The organism is Mycobacterium sp. 852002-51057_SCH5723018 (assembly GCF_001667035.1).
Taxonomy (GTDB): domain Bacteria; phylum Actinomycetota; class Actinomycetes; order Mycobacteriales; family Mycobacteriaceae; genus Mycobacterium.
In genome coordinates, this window is sequence record NZ_LZIR01000045.1 from 64,316 (window position 1) to 82,135 (window position 17,820).

Sequence of the window (17,820 nt, forward strand, 5' to 3'; positions counted from 1 at the left end):
GCAGATGTACGCGTTTCACGGCGTGTCGTCGTACAGACACGCCCGCTCGCGGCTAGTCCGACTCGTCCTTGGGCGTGTCGAGGGTCTCCAGCACCACCTCGGCCACCCGCTTCATCGTGGTGCGCCGGTCCATGGCGGCGCGCTGAATCCACTTGAACGCCTCGGGCTCGGTCATGCCCTGTTTGGCCTGCAGCAGGCCTTTGGCGCGTTCGACGAGCTTGCGGGTCTCCAGCCGGTCGGTCAGCGTGGCCACCTCGCGCTCGAGCTCGGTGATCTCGCCGAACCGGCTGACCGCCAACTCGATGGCGGGGATCAGGTCGCTGATGGTGAACGGCTTCACCAGGTAGGCCATCGCACCGGCGTCGCGGGCGCGCTCGACGAGATCGCGCTGACTGAACGCGGTCAGCACGACGATCGGGGCGATGCGTTTACTGGCGATCTCCGACGCCGCGTCGATGCCGTCGCGGCGCGGCATCTTCACGTCCATGATCACCAGGTCGGGCTTATGCCGCTCGGCCAGTTCGACGGCCTCCTGACCGTCGCCGGCCTCGCCGACGATTTCGTAACCCTCCTCTCGCAGCATCTCGGCCAGGTCCAGTCGGATGAGCGCTTCGTCTTCGGCGATCAGGACCCGGCGCGGCACAGCGGCGTCGGTGTCGGTCGTGGGGCCTGTCATGACCGACATTGTCTCGTGAAGGCCTGCGACCAGCGACCTCGGGGCGGTGAGAACCCACGCCCACGCCGATCATCTATGGTGGGAGGCTGCTTTAAGGTAGGGGGTCGCACCCCTCTCCTTGCGAGCCCTCGTATCCCAACTGGCAGAGGAAACGGACTCAAAACCCGTCCAGTGTGGGTTCGAATCCCACCGAGGGCACTCCCAGACAATGCTGTTCACCATCGGCCACGGCGCGAAGACCGCAGCCGAACTCGGCGACGACCTGCGCCGGCACGGCGTCACTCTGCTGGTCGACGTGCGCAGCTTCCCCGGCTCGCGCCGCAACCCCGACGTGTCGGAAGACGCGATGCCGGGCTGGCTGGGCGCCGCCGGGATCGCCTATCGCCACGAGCCGGATCTCGGGGGCCGGCGCAAACCGTCCACCAGCCCGCTGCCGAGCGACCAGTGGTGGGAGAACGCGGCATTCGCCAACTACGCGTCGCACACCCGCACCCCCGGCTTTCAAGCGGCGTACCAGCGCCTTCTTCGGGACGCCGAAACGGCCAACGTGGCCGTGATGTGCGGCGAACCGACCTGGTGGCGCTGCCACCGGCGGATGATCGCCGACCTGGCCACCCGGGACGGACGCACCGTGCAGCACATCATGCCCAACGGCTCGCTCTCGCCGCACCACATGTCCGACTGGCTCAACGGCGACCCATCCTGAGCGTCCAGCGGTTACGCTTCCTATGTGGCGGCTAAGAAGTGCGGCGCCCCACCCCCAGCTGGCTCGTCGACAAGCCCGGACTGCGTAGCGGCGGTTCGGGCGCAGACGCGTGACCGCAATCAGCACTATGCCGCCAGCGCCGCGCGCCGGGCCCGGATCCTCACGGTTGCCGCGTGGCTGGCGGTGATCGTCAGCGTGAGCTTCGTGCTCGTGCAAATCGTCGGCGGATCCTGGCTGTGGCAGGTCAGCTCGATCAACGTGGTCGGCGCGATGGTCTTCGCGTTCGTTCCGTGGTTGCAGCGATTCGGGGATTTGGTTGCGCCGCTCACTTTCCTCGCCGCCGCCTACGCCTCGGTGTTCGCCAGCTGCCTGGACGTGGGCACCGGTTCGGGAGCTCAATACTTCTTCCTGGTGGGCGCCTGCCTGGTGGTGCTGTTGCTGGGCATCGAGCACATCGTCTTGGCTTCGGCGCTGGCGGCCGTGGCCGCCGGCCTGATCGTCGCGGTGGAATTCCTGGTCCCCCGCAACACCGGGTTGCAGCCGGCGTGGGCCCAGTCGGCGGGCTTTGTCATCACCGCGGTCTCGAGCGTCGTGATGGTGGTAGTGACGGTGTGGTTCGCCCTGCGCGACACCGCGCGCGCCGAGGCCGTCATGGAGGCACAGTACGAGAGGTCGGAAACCCTGCTGGCCAACATGTTGCCGGCCAGCGTTGCCGAGCGGCTCAAGGACCCCGACCGAAGCGTCATCGCTGACAAGTACGACGAGGCCTCGGTTCTGTTCGCCGACATCGTCGGATTCACCGAACGTGCCAGCGGCACACCGCCGGCCGAACTGGTGCGCTTCCTCGACCGGCTGTACGGCGCCTTCGACGAGCTCGTCGACAAGCACGGCCTGGAAAAGATCAAAGTCAGCGGCGACTGCTACATGGTGGTCAGCGGGGTGCCGCGCCCGCGGCCCGACCACGCCCTTGCGCTGGCGGATTTCGCGCTCGACATGGCCAATGTCGCGGCACGGCTGAAGGATCCGCAGGGCCACCCCGTCGCGTTGCGGATGGGTATGGCGTGCGGGCCGGTGGTCGCCGGCGTGGTGGGTTCCCGCCGGTTCTTCTACGACGTGTGGGGGGACGCGGTCAACGTCGCGTCGCGGATGGAAACCACCGACTCGGTGGGACGAGTCCAGGTGCCCGAGGCGATGTATGAGCGCCTCAAGGACCAGTTCGTGCTCCAAGAGCGCGGCAGCATCGACGTCAAGGGCAAGGGCCCCATGTACACCTGGTATCTGATCGGCCGCAAGGCAACCGACGATTCGGTCGACCTGCTCGCCGAGGCGCCTCGCACGGCACACGTCTGACCAAAGCCCCTTCACCTACCACGGCGCCTGTGCCAGACTGCGGCCATGACTACCTTCCCTGGAACGGCCCCGGTTCCAAGCTTGTTGCCGCACTTGTGGAAATCCACGCTGGTATCGGGAATTCTGTCGTTGATCGTCGGTGCCGTGATCCTGGCGTGGCCGGGTATTTCCATCCTGGCCGCCGCCATCGCGTTCGGCGTCTACCTGTTGATCACCGGTGCGGCCCAAGTCGTCTTCGCGTTCAGCCTGCACGTCTCGGCCGGCAGCCGGATCCTGTTGTTCATCAGCGGGGCGGCGTCACTCATCTTGGCGGTCTTGGCGTTTCGCCATTTCGGTCAGGGATACGCGGTCCTGTTGCTGGCCATCTGGATCGGCGTCCGCTTCATCTTCCGGGGCGTGGCCACTACGGTCTCCGCCGTCAGCGACCCGGCGCTGCCAGGACGGGGATGGTCGATCTTCGTCGGTGTGATCAGCCTGCTGGCCGGCATCGTCGTCCTGGCGTCGCCGTTCGATTCGATTGTCACCCTGGCGATCGTCGTCGGCGTCTGGTTCGTCGTCATCGGTGTCTTCGAGATCGTGTCATCGTTCGGCATCCGCAAGGCGTCCAAAGATCTGCGCAGATAAGCCGTAGCGCTGGCCCGACCTAACTACTACACTGTGTCGTAGCTGGCCGTAGTTTGGGAGATGACAGATGAATGTCGTCGATATTTCGCGGTGGCAGTTCGGTATCACGACCGTCTACCACTTCATCTTCGTGCCGCTGACCATAGGACTGGCTCCCCTGCTCGCGGTCATGCAGACAGTGTGGGTGGTCACCGGTAACGCGGCGTGGTATCGCCTCACGAAGTTCTTCGGCAAGCTGTTTCTGATCAACTTCGCCATCGGCGTGGCGACCGGGATCGTCCAGGAATTTCAGTTCGGGATGAACTGGTCGCAGTACTCGCGGTTCGTGGGCGACATCTTCGGCGCGCCCCTGGCGATGGAGGGCCTGGCCGCGTTCTTCTTCGAATCCACCTTCATCGGCCTGTGGATCTTCGGCTGGAGCCGGCTGCCGCGGCTGGTGCACCTGGCATGCATCTGGATTGTCGCGATCGGCGTGAACGCGTCCGCGTTCTTCATCATCGCGGCGAATTCGTTTATGCAGCATCCGGTCGGCGCGCACTTCAACCCCGCCACCCGGCGCGCCGAGTTGACCAGCATCGGTGCGTTGCTCGGCAATAACACTGCGCGGGCGGCGTTTTCGCATGCGGTGACGGGCTCGTTGTTGACCGCCGGGACGTTTGTCGCCGCGGTCAGCGCGTGGTGGCTGGTGCGTTCCCGCAACGCCGCGTCGGCCACGCCGGCAGCCGAATTGAACGCCCGCACCATGTTTCGCCCGGCGGCCATACTGGGATGCTGGGTCGCGCTGATCGCCGCCGTCGGCCTGTTCTTCACCGGTGACGCACAAGGCAAATTGATGTTCGTTCAGCAGCCGATGAAGATGGCGTCGGCGGAATCGTTGTGCGAGACCGAAACCGACCCCGATTTCTCCATCCTGACGGTCGGCAGGCACAACAACTGCGAAAGCATCACCCGCGTCATCGAGGTGCCCTATGTGCTGCCGTTCCTCGCCGAGAGCCGGTTCAGCGGCGTGACGCTGCAGGGTGTGCGCAACATTCAACAGCAGGACGAACAGCGATTCGGGCCGAACGACTACCGGCCCAACCTGTTTGTCACCTACTGGTCGTTCCGCGCGATGATCGGGCTGCTGGCGATACCAGTGCTGTTCGCGCTGGTTGCGTTGTGGCTCACCCGCGGCGGCCGGATCCCCGGTCAGCGGTGGTTCTCGTGGCTGGCGCTGCTGACGATTCCCACGCCGTTCCTGGCCAACAGCGCCGGGTGGGTGTTCACCGAGATGGGCCGCCAGCCCTGGATCGTCGTGCCGAACCCCACCGGCGACCAACAGGTTCGGCTCACCGTGTCCCAGGGCGTCTCCGACCACCCACCCGGGCTTGTCGTCACCTCGTTGGTGACGTTCACCCTGCTGTACGCGGTGCTGGCGGTCATCTGGTTCTGGTTGCTCAAGCGCTACATCGTCGAGGGGCCACTGGAACACGACGCGGAACCGGCTGCGCCCCAAGCACCCAGCGATGACGAGGTCGCGCCGCTGTCTTTTGCGTACTAGGGCGTGACCCGGAAAGGAGCTGACCGGTGGGACTGCAACAGTTGTGGTTCGGCATCATCGGCATGCTGTTCCTCGGTTTTTTCATCCTCGAGGGCTTCGACTTCGGCGTGGGCATGTTGATGGAGCCGTTCGCCCGCTTGAATCTTTCAGGCATGGGTGACCCGGAGCTGAACCGGCGCACCGTGCTCAACACCATCGGGCCGATCTGGGACGGCAACGAGGTCTGGCTGATCACCGCCGGCGCATCGATGTTCGCCGCATTCCCCGGCTGGTACGCCACCGTGTTCTCGACGCTGTACCTGCCACTGCTGGCGATCCTGTTCGGCATGATCGTGCGCGCCGTGGCGATCGAGTGGCGCGGCAAGGTCGACGACACGAAATGGCGTCGCTGGGCCGATTTCGGCATCGCCGCCGGGTCCTGGCTGCCCGCCGTGTTGTGGGGCGTGGCGTTCGCCGTCCTGGTCCGCGGCCTCCCGGTGGACGCGAGTGGCCACGTAAACCTGTCGATCACCGACGTGCTCAACCCCTACACGGTGTTGGGCGGATTGGCCACCGCCGGGCTGTTCATGTTCTACGGCGCCGCGTTCGTCACGTTGAAGACCTCGGGCATGATCCGCGACGACGCGCACCGGTTCGCGGTGTGGCTATCGCTTCCGGCCACCGGACTGGTTGCCGCCTTTGGGCTTTGGACGCAGCTGGCGCACGGCAAGGGCTGGACCTGGCTGGTGCTGGGCGTCGCGGTGGTAGTCCAGCTGGCCGCGGTGCTGCTGGTGTGGCGGCGCGGATCCGACGGGTGGGCGTTCGCCTGCACCGCCGTGGTGGTCGCGGCCGTGGTCATCCTGCTGCTGGGCGCGCTGTACCCCAACCTGGTGCCCTCGACGCTGAACAAGCAGTGGAGCGTGACCATCTACAACGCCTCGTCGACCCCCTACACCCTCAAGATCATGACGTGGGTGACGGGGTTCATGGCCCCGCTGACGGTGGTCTATCAGTCGTGGACGTACTGGGTATTCCGGCAACGGATCTCGGCCGAACGGATACCGCCGCCGATCGGTCTGGCGAGGCGTGCCTCCTGAGCGCCAAGGACTCGACGAGCACGCGGGCGCCCCTGGACCCGCGACTGTGGCGGGCATCGGCCGCGTTGCGGCGTTATCTGGTCGCCGCGGTGGGATGCGGCGTGGTGATCTCGGGCTGCGCGATCGGCTCGGCGATCGTGCTGGCGGGCATCGTCGCGCGCGTCGTCGGCGATCCCGCCGCGGATAACCTGCGGGCCTGGCTCGGGCCGCTGTCGATCCTGGTGGGGTTGTGGGTGATCCGCACGGTGACGCACTGGCTTCAGGCGCGCCTGGGGCAACGCGGCGCCAGCGCGGTCATCGCCGATCTGAGCGGACAGGTGCTGACGGCGGTGACCGCGCGGCAGCCCGGTGAGCTCGCCACGCAGCGCGATGCCGCGGCAGTGGTGGTCACCCGCGGACTGGACGGGCTGCGCCCCTACTTCACCGGGTACCTGCCCACGTTGCTGCTCGCCGCGATCCTGACCCCGGCCACCGTTGCCGTGATCACTCTCTACGACCTGAAGTCGGCCCTGATCGTGGTGATCACCCTGCCGCTGATACCGATTTTCATGGTGCTGATCGGCCTGGCGACGGCCGAGCGATCCTCGGCGGCGCTGGAAGCCATGACCACGCTGCAGGCGCGGCTGCTGGACCTGATCGCCGGCATCCCGACGCTGCGGGCGCTGGGCCGTGGCCGCGGGCCCGAACACCGCATCGCCGAACTCGCTGCCGCCCACCGGCGCTCGGCGATGGCGACGCTGCGGATCGCGTTCCTCTCGGCGCTGGTGCTCGAGTTGCTGGCGACGCTGGGCGTGGCGTTGATCGCCGTCGGCATCGGGCTTCGCCTGGTATTCGGTGAGATGACGCTGACGACCGGCCTGACGGTGCTGCTGCTGGCCCCGGACGTGTACTGGCCGCTGCGGCGGATCGGCGTGGAATTCCATGCGGCCCAGGACGGTAGGACCGCCGCCGACAAGGCGTTCGCCCTCATCGGCGAGCCGGCCGTCCCGAGGGAGCGCATCCGGACGGTCGTCGCGCGCGGCGCGGAGATCCGCCTCGAGGGGCTCAGCGTGGTGGGCCGGGACGGCCGTGCCCCGCGCGATCTCACCGCGGTGATCAAGCCGGGTCGCGTGACGGTGCTGACCGGACGCAACGGCGCCGGCAAGAGCACCGCACTGCAGGCGATCGCCGGGCTTACCGCGCCGTCGTCGGGCCGAGTCACCGTGGCCGGAGTCGACGTCGCGGACCTGGATCCGGCGGCGTGGTGGCGGCAGCTGTCGTGGCTGCCGCAACGCCCGGTGCTGGTCCCCGGCACGGTGCGCGATAACCTGATGCTGTTCGGCGCTCTTGCTGACATCGAAACACCCTGTGCGGCTTCGGGTTTCGACGCGGTGCTGGCCGAGCTGCCCGACAGGGAGGACACCGTGCTGGGGCGCGGTGGCGTCGGTCTGTCGCTGGGTCAGCGGCAACGGCTCGGCCTGGCCCGGGCACTCGGCTCACCGGCCCCGGTGCTGCTGCTCGACGAGCCGACCGCGCACCTGGACGCGCGCACCGAGCAACGGGTATTGCGGGCCATCGTGGAGCGGGCCCGCGGCGGCGCGACCGTGGTGGTCGTCGGCCACCGCGAGCCCGTCGTGGCCATTGGTGACCGGGTCGTCGAGGTGGCCGCGGACAGTGGGATGCGTTATGCGCCGGTCTGATCCGCTCGTTGCCGTCATCGACCTGCTGCGTCCGCGGCTGCCCCGCGTCCTGGGCGCCATCGCGCTGGGGGTGCTGTCGCTGGGCAGCGCGCTGGCCTTGGCCGGCGTCTCGGCATGGTTGATCACCCGGGCCTGGCAGATGCCACCCGTGCTGGACCTGTCCGTCGCGGTCGTCGCGGTGCGGACCTTCGCGATCTCGCGTGGCGTGTTGCACTACTGCGAGCGGCTGGCCACCCACGACACCGCGCTGCGCGCGGCCGGCACCGCCCGGGCGCAGATCTATCACCGGCTGGCCCACGGACCGGCGGCGGTCGCCGTCCGGCTGCACAGCGGTGAGCTGGTGGCACGGGTGGGCGCCGACGTCGACGAACTGGCCAACGTCGTGGTGCTTGCCGTGGTGCCGATCGGCGTCGCGGCGGTCCTGGCGGTGGCGGCGACCGCGGTGGTCGCGGCCATCTCGTGGCCGGCCGCCGCGGTGCTGTCGGCCTGCCTGCTGATCGCCGGCCTGGTGGCGCCCCGGCTGGCCGGCCGGGCCGCCGCCATGCGGGAAGAGGTTGCGCGCCAGCATCATTCCGACCGGGACACCGCGGCGATGCTCGCCCTCGAGCACGCGCCGGAGCTTCGCGTGGCCGGCGCGCTGCCGGACGTCATCGCCGAATCGCAACGCCGCCAACGCGCGTGGGGTGATGCCCTGGACACGGCGGCCCGGCCGGCCGCCATCGCCGAGGCCATGCCGACCGCGGCGATCGGGGTCAGCGTGCTCGGCGCGGTGGTTGTCGGGATCGGCTTGGCCCACGCGGTCGCGCCGACCACGGTGGCCGTGCTGATGTTGTTGCCGCTGTCCGCGTTCGAGGCGACGACGGCGCTACCGGGCGCCGCGGTCCAGCTGACGCGGTCGCGGATCGCCGCGCGTCGCCTGCTCGACCTCGCCCCGCCCGCGGATCCGCATGAGCGCAGGGAGGCGGTACCCGTCGGAACCGGCCGGCTATCCGCCGATGCCGTTGCCGGTCATGCCGATACGGCGCGACCGACCCGGGTGCGGCTCGACCTACCGCCGGGAGCCCGGCTGGCCGTCACCGGCGCCAGCGGTTCGGGCAAGACGACGCTGCTGATGACGCTCGCCGGGCTGCTGCCGCCACTGGACGGGCGGGTGCTGCTGGACGGAACCGAGCTGAGCCGGTTCCGCGAAGACGAATTGCACAGCGCGCTCAGCTTTTTCGCCGAGGACGCGCACCTCTTCGCCACCACCGTCCGCGACAACCTGCTGGTGGCACGCGGCGACTGCCGCGACGACGAACTTCTGGCCGCGCTGGATGCGGTCGGACTGGGCGCCTGGCTCGCCGGCCTTTCCGGCGGGCTGTCGACGGTGTTGACCGGTGGCGCCCAAGCGGTTTCGGCGGGCCAGCGCAGGCGGCTGCTGCTGGCCCGCGCGGTGATCTCACCCGCCCGGGTAGTTCTGCTCGACGAGCCCACCGAGCATCTCGACGCGGCCGACGCCGAACCGATCCTGCGCGACCTGCTGGGCCCGGATCCGCGGCTCATCGCCGCCGAGCGAACCGTGGTGGTGGCCACCCACCACCTGCCCCGGGGGCTTGGCTGTCGCGAACTGCGCGTCGACGACGTGAAACCAGAAGGGCTCATAACGAGGCAGTGAGCCGCCAGAGCGCCTCCCGGTCAACCGATTCGGAGTCGTCCAGCGGGCTGATCACCAAGTCCGTCGCACCCGCATCCAGGTAGCGGCGCAACTGCTTGCGGACCGACTCCTCGGGTCCGATCGCGGCCAACTCGGTAACGCTGGCGACGCCCTCTCGAGCGATGACTTTCCGATACGACGGGATGGCCTGATAGAAGCTCAACCGTTCGGCGGCACGGGCGTGCGCGGTGTCGGCGTCGTCCGACAACCACACAGGCACCGCGGCGATGATGCGCGGCGACGGGCGGCCCGCTTCGGCGGCCGCTTTGGTGATCGCCGGGGCGATGAAGTCGCCGATGGTTCGAGGGCCGGCCAGGTAGGGCAGCGTGCCGTCGGCGAGCTCGCCGGTGACACGCAACGCCTTGGGACCCATCGCAGCCACATACACCGGCACGGGTGTCCCGCCGGCGACGTGCACCGCCCAGACGGGGCTGGCGCTGAGCTCGGTGCCGCGGACATCGACGCTGCCGGTGTCGAAAACCGAACGCAGGATGGTCAGGTGGTCGCGCAGGCGCTCGATCGTGTTTGACCAGTCGACGCCGAACGTCTGGCGTTCGATCTGGCGGGCGCCTAACCCGAGCCCGAGGCTGAAGTTGCCATGCGAGGCGGCCTGCGCCGTCTGCGCCAACGACGCGACGATCAACGGGTGGCGCGGGTTGATCGGCACCACCGAGGTGCCCACCCCGAGCCCCGGCACGGCCGCCCCGATCAGCCCCGCCAACGTGATCGCGTCGTAGGCGACGCGCTGAGCCAGCCAGACCTGACCGACGCCGAGTTCGTATGCGCGCCTGGCCTGTCCAATGACATCGTCGACGAGGTTGAGGGCGTTTTCGCGGGGCGCGATGATGATTCCGGTTGCCATGCCGCAATCAACACAGCCAGACCGGTCGCCATTCCTGTCAAATCTGGTTGATCCGAAAGGCATCCGCGCCGCTCAGGCGGCAGGTTGACCGCAGAGACGCCGCAACTCCTGCTCCAGTGTCTCAGCGTTGGCATCTGGATCGCGGAGCCCTGCCGGGCAACGTCCCCATAGAACCAGCGGTAGCTCATGGGGCCGCAGCTCAATGACGACGCCCTGACCGTCGGAGTTCGCCGACAGCCCCTCCCCCGGCAGCACCACAATGTCGGGTCCGGCGCCGCTGCGCAGGATTACCTGGCGTGTCAGGAAATTAGCGTTGCGCCATCGCTGGGCTTCCACCAGTGCGGGCAGCGCGTCGAACACGGCAAGCGCGTGGGTAACCATTGCCGGATCGGAGAGCAACCAGACGCTGACGTCGTCGTCGCCCACAAGGTCCCACCGGTGCAGCACCGCCTCGCTATGGCTATGCATCCGCAGCCGTTGGGCGGTCATCGCCCAGCCCGTGTACACGACGGTGTCGTCGTCAGGAAGGGCAGCCACGTCTTCCTCGAAGCGAACGGCGAGTTCCACCAGTCGCTTTCGCAGCGCGGCGTCTTGCAACGCCCGAAACGGCGGCTCGCGCACCTCCCACGGCCGCGTCGCTCTCGAGGGCCTACCCGCGAGGTGATCCTCGATCAGGTTGGCCCGTTCCTCCGCGGCGGCGGCAACGTGCGCCGTCAGTTCATGCGCGCTCCAGCCCGAACACCACGTCGGAGCGGTCGCCTCCAACCGGCACAAGCTGGAAATCAACGCGCGCATGGCGTCATCGCGCAGGTTCAGGGCCGCGGTCATGTCGATTCGAGAACTCCCGGACGAATTCGTCGTTACCGGTTCCCACCCAACCGGCCACCAAAGCTGCGAGCTAGCGGTTTTGCGACATCACGTCAGTCAGGTCAGCGGAAGCGGACGTTCAACGTCGCCATGCCGAAGATCTTCCGGCCCCCGGACTTCGCGGCGACAACGACGACACCGGTGCGGGTTGCCGGGTCCAGCGACTTGATCCGGCCGCTGAACTCGATGTCCGCGCCTTCGGCGGCCGACACGATCGCGGGCTGGGACAGCCGCACCGCGTAGCGGGTAACCGCGCCGGGGTCACCCGACCATGCGGAGGCGAAGCCGGCACCCAGCCCCATCGTGAGCATCCCGTGCGCGATCACGTCGGGCAGCCCGGCCAGCTTGGCGAGGCTCTCGTCCCAGTGAATCGGATTGGCGTCGCCGGCCACACCGGCATAGTTCACCAGGTCGCCGCGGGACAGTCCCGCGTGGCGCACCGGTAACTCGTCACCGACGTTCACGTCCTCGAGGCGCGGCGTCCCCGGCGTGCGGGTGCCGCCGTCGGCGATCCGAACCTCGCCTTCGGGACGGACCGTCTTGTGGTAGGCGGAATCGGATTCAGCGATTGCGAGGATGTCGACGTCGTGCATCATCGCCTTCTGCGCGGCGGTCTTGATCGCCGGGTCGACGTCTTCGGCGGTGAGGCCCACCACGGTGGTGTGCAGGGTGTGCACCCGCTCCCCGGCCGTATCGGTGAAGGTGTTGGTCACGGTGATGAAGTCTCTGCCGGCGGTCCTGCGCACCGCCGTCAGCTCGACGTCGATGAGCAATTCGTCGCCGGCCACGATCGGGCGGTGTTGCTCGAAGATCTCTTCGGTCTGCAGGTAGGTGTCGTAACCGACGACCACCGATTCGAACATGCGGCGATTGCAGGTCATGCCGGGGACCGACGTGAACGTCAGCGGCGCGACCAGGCCCGAATAGCCCAGCTCAGCGGCGGCAGCCTCATCCCAGTGCGCGGGGTGATAGTCCTGCACCGCGCGGGCGTATTCACGGACCTTCTCGCGGCCGACCAGGTACGGGTAGTCCAGCTGGTAGTAATGGCCGACCCGGGGTTCGATCGCCGGCGCCTCTGCTGCTGTGGTCATGAATTCGCTCAACTGTTCTATCGGCTTCTTCGCTGAGCCGACCAAAGCACACTAACGGGCGGACTTGAAGCAGCACGCGCCGACGCACTTCGCCGGTTTTGCTCAGAGGTGGCGCCGGCGCGGCATGAACTCCAGCGTCAGCAATATGAACAGCAACGGAATCAGCTGCGTCATCGAGATCATCGCGTACCGGCGGGCGTCCAGCGCGTGGAACTTGCGCACGTAGCGGTACAACGACTCGAGCGCGATCAACGGGTCCAGGACATGGATCAACCGGTAGAAGATCCGCCGAAGCCGGCCGCGGTCCTTGTCCTCGAAGATCTCGGGAAAAGCCGCGAAGGACAGCGAAACACGCTGCGCCCCGGCCTCTTTGCCCGCCTTGATCATGTCGACGCTGAGCCGTTCGTCGATGCCGTTGGGGGACCCGCGGCGTCGCCACGGGACGTCGAGGCTGATGTCGCTGCCGCCGCCGGCCGTCGCATACCGATGGAAGCCCTGCACGCGCCCCGACGCGTCCCGGGCGACGATCAGCTGAATGCCGGGGAATCGGCCCTCTAGCACCCCGTCGAGGTTCATGTAGAAGCCGCGATCGGCGTGCGCGCCGCTGGGCGAGGCCCGCACCACGTCGGTCAGTTCGGCGAGCAGATCGTCGTCGAGCTCCCGCTCCGCGACGATTTCGGTGGTGATGCTGGAATTGTGGGTGCGCTGGACGGCCTGACGCAGGTTGCGGAACTTACGGCCCACCATCTCGAAGCTGGACACGTCGACGACGACGTCGCGGCCGATCGGGATGGCCCGCAGCGATTGTCCGATCACCACCGGGTCGCTCCACAGCGAGACGCGCCGCTCGCTGCACCCCACCACCGCGATCCGCCACCCATGGGTATGGCACATCCCGGCGAAGTCGGCGATCAACTCGGGGAATTTCTGTTCGTCGCCGACGGGGTCCCCGCCGACCGCGGCGTATCCCATCCGGGTCCGATACGCCAGCGCAGCCGTACCGTCCGCGGTGAAGTGGTAGCACTTGCCGGTCTGCATGGCGAACGGGGCCAGCGGGTCGTCGCTGGTGGCGTCGATCAACGCCCACACCCGGGGCAGGTCCTCGGGGCGCGGATGCGCCGACGTCGGCCACATCAGCACCACCCCGGAGCCGACGATCAGCAAATCACCCAGCAGGTCGAAGGACAGCACGTGCGAGCCCAGCCCGGCCACCACGAAAAAGGCGGCGACGGCCGCGTGCATGGTCGTCACCGGGCGTCCCAGGAAGATGCCGCGGGCGATGAAAGCCACCGCGCCCAGCACCGTCAGCGACCAGCCCAGCCGGTCGGCGTAGTGCCAGCCCGGATTGTGGTGGTGGTGGGCGAGTATGACGACGAGCCACCCCGCCGCGCACAGCAGCGCGAGGGCCCCGATCCAGCGGGCCGCCACCGTATCGACGTGGACGACGACGCGTTCGCGCGCGCGTGGCTTCGCCGCGACGTCGACCGGCGACCCGCTCATGCTCACCTCCCGATGCGCTGACAAAACAGCTGGACGGCTTGACGCCGCCTCTGCACCGAATTACCCGGCTGATTCGAACTTACGCCTGATCACGGCCCTGCTGGGCCGAAATCACACCCTTGTCCTACGGGTATTCGTGCACTGTCTATCGGCGCGCGGGCGGAAAGTATTTCAGGAGGCCTTCCTGCATCACCGTGGCGACGACCTGCCCGGAGCGATCGAAGAAATGACCGGTGCCCAGCCCCCGCGAATCCGCGGCCACCGGCGACGACGTGGAGTACAGCACCCAGTCGTCGAAATTGACCTGGCGGTGAAACCACACGGAGTGGTTGGCCGACGCGGCGAAGATGCGGTCGTAACCCCACGACAGCCCGTGGGTGGTGATGACCGAGTCCAGCACCGTGGTGTCCGAGGAGTACACCATGGCCGCGGTGTGCAGCACCGGGTCGTCGGGCATCTCCCCCAGCGCCTTGACCCAGACCCGGTTGTGGGGAAGCCGCTCGCCCTTGTCGCGCATCACCCACGAGGGGTCATTGGTGTAGCGCCATTCGATCGGCTGCAGGGCGTTGACGAAGTGCGGAACGGTCTCCTCGTAGCCGCGCAGCAACTCGCCGATCGGGGGCTGCGAGTGGGGCTCGGGCACCTGCGGCGGATCGATGGCGTGCTCGAGGCCACGACCGCCGGCCATGTAGGCGATCATCGCCGTGGACAGCAGCGTGCCGTCCTGTACGGCGTCCACCCGCCGGTTGGCGAAGCGCCGCTCGTCGCGCAGCCGCACCACGCGGAATTCGATGTCCTTGCCGGTGTCGCCGCCGTTGATGAAGTGCACCGACAGCGCGCTGGGCGGCAGATTGTCCCGGACCAGGGTGCGGCTGCTGGCAACGAACGACTGCGCCATGAGCTGGCCGCCGAAGGTGCGCATCGGGTTCTTGCTGGGGTGCGATCCGACGAACACGTCGTCGGCGATGCGGTTGAGGTCCAGGATCGCCAGCAGTTCGTCGAAATCGTTGCGAGCCGGCACGGGCGTGCTCTCCCCCTGTCGCTAGCTCTGATTGCCCGTCTCCTCCTCAGGCCGCCACGCGGTCCGCATCGTCGCCGGGCTAGCTCTGATTGCCCGTCTCCTCCTCAGGCCGCCACGCGGCCCGCATCGTCGCCGGGCTAGACGTCGTCCTCCCCGATCCGATGCACGTGGATCAGGTTGGTCGAGCCTACTGTGCCCGGTGGCGCACCGGCGACGATGACCACGAGGTCACCGCGCTTGTAGCGACCCAGTTCCAGCAGCGACTTGTCGACCTGGCGGATCATGCCGTCGGTGGACGTCATCATCGGGACGATGAAGGTCTCGGTGCCCCACGTCATGGCCAGCTGGCTGCGCACCTCGGGCCAGGCGGTGAAGGCCAACAGCGGCAACGGGGTGTGCAGGCGCGCGAGCCGCTTCACGGTGTCGCCGGACTGGGTGAACGCGACCAGCGCCTTGGCGTCGAGGCGCTCGCCGATGTCGCGGGCGGCGTAGGAGATCACCCCACGCTTCGTGCGCGGCACATGGGTCAGCGGCGGGGCGGCCGTGGAGTTCTCCTCGACCGCGCACACGATCCGCGACATCGTCCGGACCGCCGCCAGCGGGTACTTGCCCACCGACGTCTCCCCGGACAGCATCAGCGCGTCGGCGCCGTCCAGCACGGCGTTGGCGACGTCGGAGGCCTCTGCCCGCGTCGGCCGCGAGTTTTCGATCATCGAGTCGAGCATTTGGGTCGCCACGATGACGGGCTTCGCGTTCTCCCTGGCGATCTGGATGGCCCGCTTCTGCACCAGCGGAACCTCTTCCAGCGGCAGCTCGACGCCCAGGTCGCCGCGGGCCACCATGATGGCGTCGAAGGCCAGCACGATGGCTTCCAGGTTGTCGACGGCCTCCGGCTTCTCCAGCTTGGCGATCACCGGCACCCGCCGCCCGATCCGGTCCATCACCTCATGCACCAGCTCGACGTCGGACGGCGAGCGCACGAAGGACAGCGCGACCAAGTCGACGCCGAGGTTCAGCGCGAAGGTCAGGTCCTCGACGTCCTTGTCCGACAGGGCGGGGGCGGACACGTTCATGCCGGGCAGCGACATTCCCTTGTTGTTGCTGACCGGGCCGCCTTCTACGACGGTGCAGACGACGTCGTCGCCGTCGATGTCGTCGACCACCAGCCCGACCTTGCCGTCGTCGATCAGGACGCGGTCGCCCACCGTGGCGTCTTTGGCCAGCGTCTTGTAGGTGGTCGACACGCGGTCGTGGCTGCCTACGCAGTCGGTGACGGTGATCCGCACCGTTTCGCCGTCGGCCCAGTAGGTGGACCCGGTGGCGAAGCGCCCCAGCCTGATTTTCGGGCCTTGAAGGTCGGCGAGCAGCCCGACCGCGCGGCCGGTGGCGTCCGAAGCGGCCCGCACCCGGTCATAGGCGGCCTTGTGATCGGCGTGGTCGCCGTGGCTGAAGTTCATTCGGGCGACGTCCATTCCCGCCTCTACCAGCGCCAGAATGAGCTCGTCGGAGTTAGTTGCAGGGCCAAGGGTGCAGACGATCTTTCCGCGTCTACTCACGACGACCCAGCATAGTCGCGCGGCGCGGGCACGGTCGGGTCAAGCAATCTGGCTATCCGGTGAAGACGGTCGGAACCAGCGGGAAGCCAGGCAGATTGCGCAGCACCGTCCACGCCGCGGCCACGACGACGAGGGCGACCATGGCCGGTATGGGCAGCGACGCGTGGCCCTGGCGGCGGCGAAGCAGCATCCATCCGGCCAGCAGCGGGATGCCCAGCAGCAGGAAGACGTTGTCGTTGATGCTCGCCGCGAGGTCGCCGTGCAGCAGGTCGTGGGTCATCCGAAGGCCGCCGCAGAGGGGGCAATTCCAGCCGGTGAGCCACTTGAACGGGCACAGCGGATACGCCGAACTCGCGTCGTGCGGGTCGACCAGGCCGATGTAGCCGAGGGCCCCGGCCAGCACGGCACCGGCGCCGATCGCCGTGTACCGAGAAACCCGCGGAGCCAGCTCAGGTGCCATCGCGCAGCGGGCGACCCAGGGAGTCGGGGACCTTGTCGGTCAAGATGAGGATCGCGTCGACGATGCTCCAGATCAGGCCGAGCCCGCAGGTGAACCATCCCAGGAGCAGTTGGGCCACGCCGATGCCGATGTCGCCGATGTAGAAGCGGCCGATGCCGCCGATGCCGATCAAGCTGAGCAGCTGCAAAAGGCCAGCGACCGTCTTGGATTTGTCCGAGTACGGTTGCCCGGTCACCGGGTGGCGGCCAAACGGCGCGCCCGGGTCGAAGGAGGGGCCCTGCGCGGGGTACGGCGGATACTGCGGATTCGGCGGTGGGTACCCGCCGGGGTATCCCGGCGGCGGTGGCGGCTGCGATGGGTAGCCCGGCGCTGCGGGGTCGTGCCACGGCTGGTCGGTCACGCTGCCAGCATGCCCCACCAGTCCGCCGAACGTCGACTCGTTGCGTAAAAACCGCGTTTTTGCGCAACATCTCGACGCTGGGCGCGGCCGTTTAGCGGCCCCGTCGCCCTAGCCGGAAACTCAATCGCCGCCGGCTTGGCTCCGCCGCGTCCGGCGACGTCGTGTCCTCGATGGCGTTCGGGGTGGTGAGCTCCACGGCCGTGTGCTCATCGCCGTCCCGCTTCACCTCCGGTTCGGCTTGGGCTTGTTCTTCGGCATGCTCGTCTTCCGGCTCCGCTGGCTCGGGCTCATCTTCGGGCTCTTCGTCTTCGGGCTCGCCGGCGTCTTCGGCCTCGGGCTCGGCCCCCAGCTCTACTGCCTCGGGCTCCTCGCCTTCGGCCTCCGCGGCCTCCGTCGCTTCATCCTCCACGGCCTCGGTCTCCGCGCCTCGATCCTCCGCCGCCTGGCCCTCCGCGTGCTCGGCCACGGCGGCCTGTGCCTCGGTGACTTCCGGCTCGTCGACCTCGGCTTCGGCGGCTTCAACCTTGACGGTTTCAGGCTCCTCGGCTTCAGCCTCGTCGGCTTCGGGCTCGTCGACCTCGGCTTCGGCGGCTTCAACCTTGACGGTTTCAGGCTCTTCGGCTTCCGGCTCTTCGGCTTCGGGCTCCTCGGCGTCGGCCTCGTCGGCTTCGGGCTCGTCGGCTTCGGGCTCCTCGGCCTCCGCGGAATCGGCGGCGTCA

General features: G+C 68.1%; 16 protein-coding genes, 1 tRNA gene and 1 pseudogene. 8 read left to right on the forward strand and 10 right to left on the reverse strand.

Annotated elements, in window-relative coordinates; all coding sequences use genetic code 11:
- Window positions 1-52: 52 nt before the first annotated feature.
- Window positions 53-676, reverse strand: a complete 624-nt coding sequence (locus tag A5764_RS10620; RefSeq protein WP_067112797.1) for an ANTAR domain-containing response regulator — start codon at window positions 674-676, stop codon at window positions 53-55.
- 124 nt (window positions 677-800) lie between these two features.
- Here A5764_RS10620 and A5764_RS10625 point away from each other — a divergent pair.
- From A5764_RS10625 to cydC, 8 genes are all read left to right on the forward strand, one after another.
- A tRNA-Leu gene (locus A5764_RS10625) sits at window positions 801-874 on the forward strand.
- Between the two features lie 10 nt (window positions 875-884).
- On the forward strand, window positions 885-1,382 hold the full coding sequence (locus A5764_RS10630) for a DUF488 family protein (protein ID WP_067112752.1): 498 nt from the start codon (window positions 885-887) through the stop codon (window positions 1,380-1,382).
- A 24-nt stretch (window positions 1,383-1,406) separates the two neighbouring features.
- On the forward strand, window positions 1,407-2,732 hold the full coding sequence (locus tag A5764_RS10635) for an adenylate/guanylate cyclase domain-containing protein (protein WP_067112754.1): 1,326 nt from the start codon (window positions 1,407-1,409) through the stop codon (window positions 2,730-2,732).
- A gap of 27 nt (window positions 2,733-2,759) precedes the next feature.
- Window positions 2,760-3,356 carry an HdeD family acid-resistance protein gene (locus A5764_RS10640; RefSeq protein ID WP_369807302.1) on the forward strand — a complete coding sequence of 199 codons (597 nt, stop codon included), beginning with the start codon at window positions 2,760-2,762 and terminating at the stop codon, window positions 3,354-3,356.
- 67 nt (window positions 3,357-3,423) lie between these two features.
- On the forward strand, window positions 3,424-4,896 hold the full coding sequence (locus A5764_RS10645; protein WP_067112757.1) for a cytochrome ubiquinol oxidase subunit I: 1,473 nt from the start codon (window positions 3,424-3,426) through the stop codon (window positions 4,894-4,896).
- Window positions 4,897-4,922: 26 nt separating this feature from the next.
- Window positions 4,923-5,972, forward strand: a complete 1,050-nt coding sequence (cydB, locus tag A5764_RS10650) for a cytochrome d ubiquinol oxidase subunit II (protein WP_067112759.1) — start codon at window positions 4,923-4,925, stop codon at window positions 5,970-5,972.
- 89 nt (window positions 5,973-6,061) lie between these two features.
- Window positions 6,062-7,651: a thiol reductant ABC exporter subunit CydD gene (gene cydD, locus A5764_RS10655; RefSeq protein ID WP_231989674.1), complete on the forward strand. Its 1,590-nt coding sequence runs from the start codon at window positions 6,062-6,064 to the stop codon at window positions 7,649-7,651.
- On the forward strand, window positions 7,638-9,305 hold the full coding sequence (gene cydC, locus A5764_RS10660; RefSeq protein WP_067112762.1) for a thiol reductant ABC exporter subunit CydC: 1,668 nt from the start codon (window positions 7,638-7,640) through the stop codon (window positions 9,303-9,305). Before cydD ends, cydC begins: the two co-directional genes overlap by 14 nt.
- On the opposite strand, the gene A5764_RS10665 is transcribed toward cydC, so the two are convergent.
- The 9 genes and pseudogenes from A5764_RS10665 to A5764_RS28840 form a co-directional block, all read right to left on the reverse strand.
- Window positions 9,289-10,206 (reverse strand): LLM class F420-dependent oxidoreductase, encoded by a 918-nt coding sequence (locus tag A5764_RS10665; protein ID WP_067112763.1) that lies wholly within the window; start codon window positions 10,204-10,206, stop codon window positions 9,289-9,291. The two genes, cydC and A5764_RS10665, sit on opposite strands and share 17 nt — an antisense overlap.
- A 72-nt stretch (window positions 10,207-10,278) precedes the next feature.
- Window positions 10,279-11,034 (reverse strand): maleylpyruvate isomerase N-terminal domain-containing protein, encoded by a 756-nt coding sequence (locus tag A5764_RS10670; protein WP_067112765.1) that lies wholly within the window; start codon window positions 11,032-11,034, stop codon window positions 10,279-10,281.
- Between the two features lie 101 nt (window positions 11,035-11,135).
- Window positions 11,136-12,164, reverse strand: a complete 1,029-nt coding sequence (locus A5764_RS10675) for a fused (3R)-hydroxyacyl-ACP dehydratase subunits HadA/HadB (protein WP_067112801.1) — start codon at window positions 12,162-12,164, stop codon at window positions 11,136-11,138.
- A gap of 102 nt (window positions 12,165-12,266) precedes the next feature.
- Window positions 12,267-13,664 carry a bifunctional lysylphosphatidylglycerol flippase/synthetase MprF gene (locus tag A5764_RS10680; protein ID WP_067112766.1) on the reverse strand — a complete coding sequence of 466 codons (1,398 nt, stop codon included), beginning with the start codon at window positions 13,662-13,664 and terminating at the stop codon, window positions 12,267-12,269.
- A 145-nt stretch (window positions 13,665-13,809) separates the two neighbouring features.
- Window positions 13,810-14,685 (reverse strand): acyl-CoA thioesterase II, encoded by an 876-nt coding sequence (locus A5764_RS10685; RefSeq protein WP_067112769.1) that lies wholly within the window; start codon window positions 14,683-14,685, stop codon window positions 13,810-13,812.
- 137 nt (window positions 14,686-14,822) lie between these two features.
- The gene (gene pyk, locus A5764_RS10690; protein ID WP_067112771.1) at window positions 14,823-16,241 is read right to left on the reverse strand and encodes a pyruvate kinase; all 1,419 of its coding nucleotides are present in this window, start codon (window positions 16,239-16,241) and stop codon (window positions 14,823-14,825) included.
- Window positions 16,242-16,293: 52 nt separating this feature from the next.
- Window positions 16,294-16,701: a DUF2752 domain-containing protein gene (locus tag A5764_RS10695; protein WP_067112773.1), complete on the reverse strand. Its 408-nt coding sequence runs from the start codon at window positions 16,699-16,701 to the stop codon at window positions 16,294-16,296.
- Entirely contained in the window at window positions 16,691-17,101 is a 411-nt protein-coding gene (locus A5764_RS10700) for a TM2 domain-containing protein (RefSeq protein ID WP_067112775.1), read from the reverse strand. The genes A5764_RS10695 and A5764_RS10700 overlap by 11 nt, the downstream gene beginning before the upstream one ends.
- A gap of 91 nt (window positions 17,102-17,192) precedes the next feature.
- Window positions 17,193-17,820 (reverse strand): annotated as a pseudogene (locus A5764_RS28840) (hypothetical protein); the annotation flags it as partial.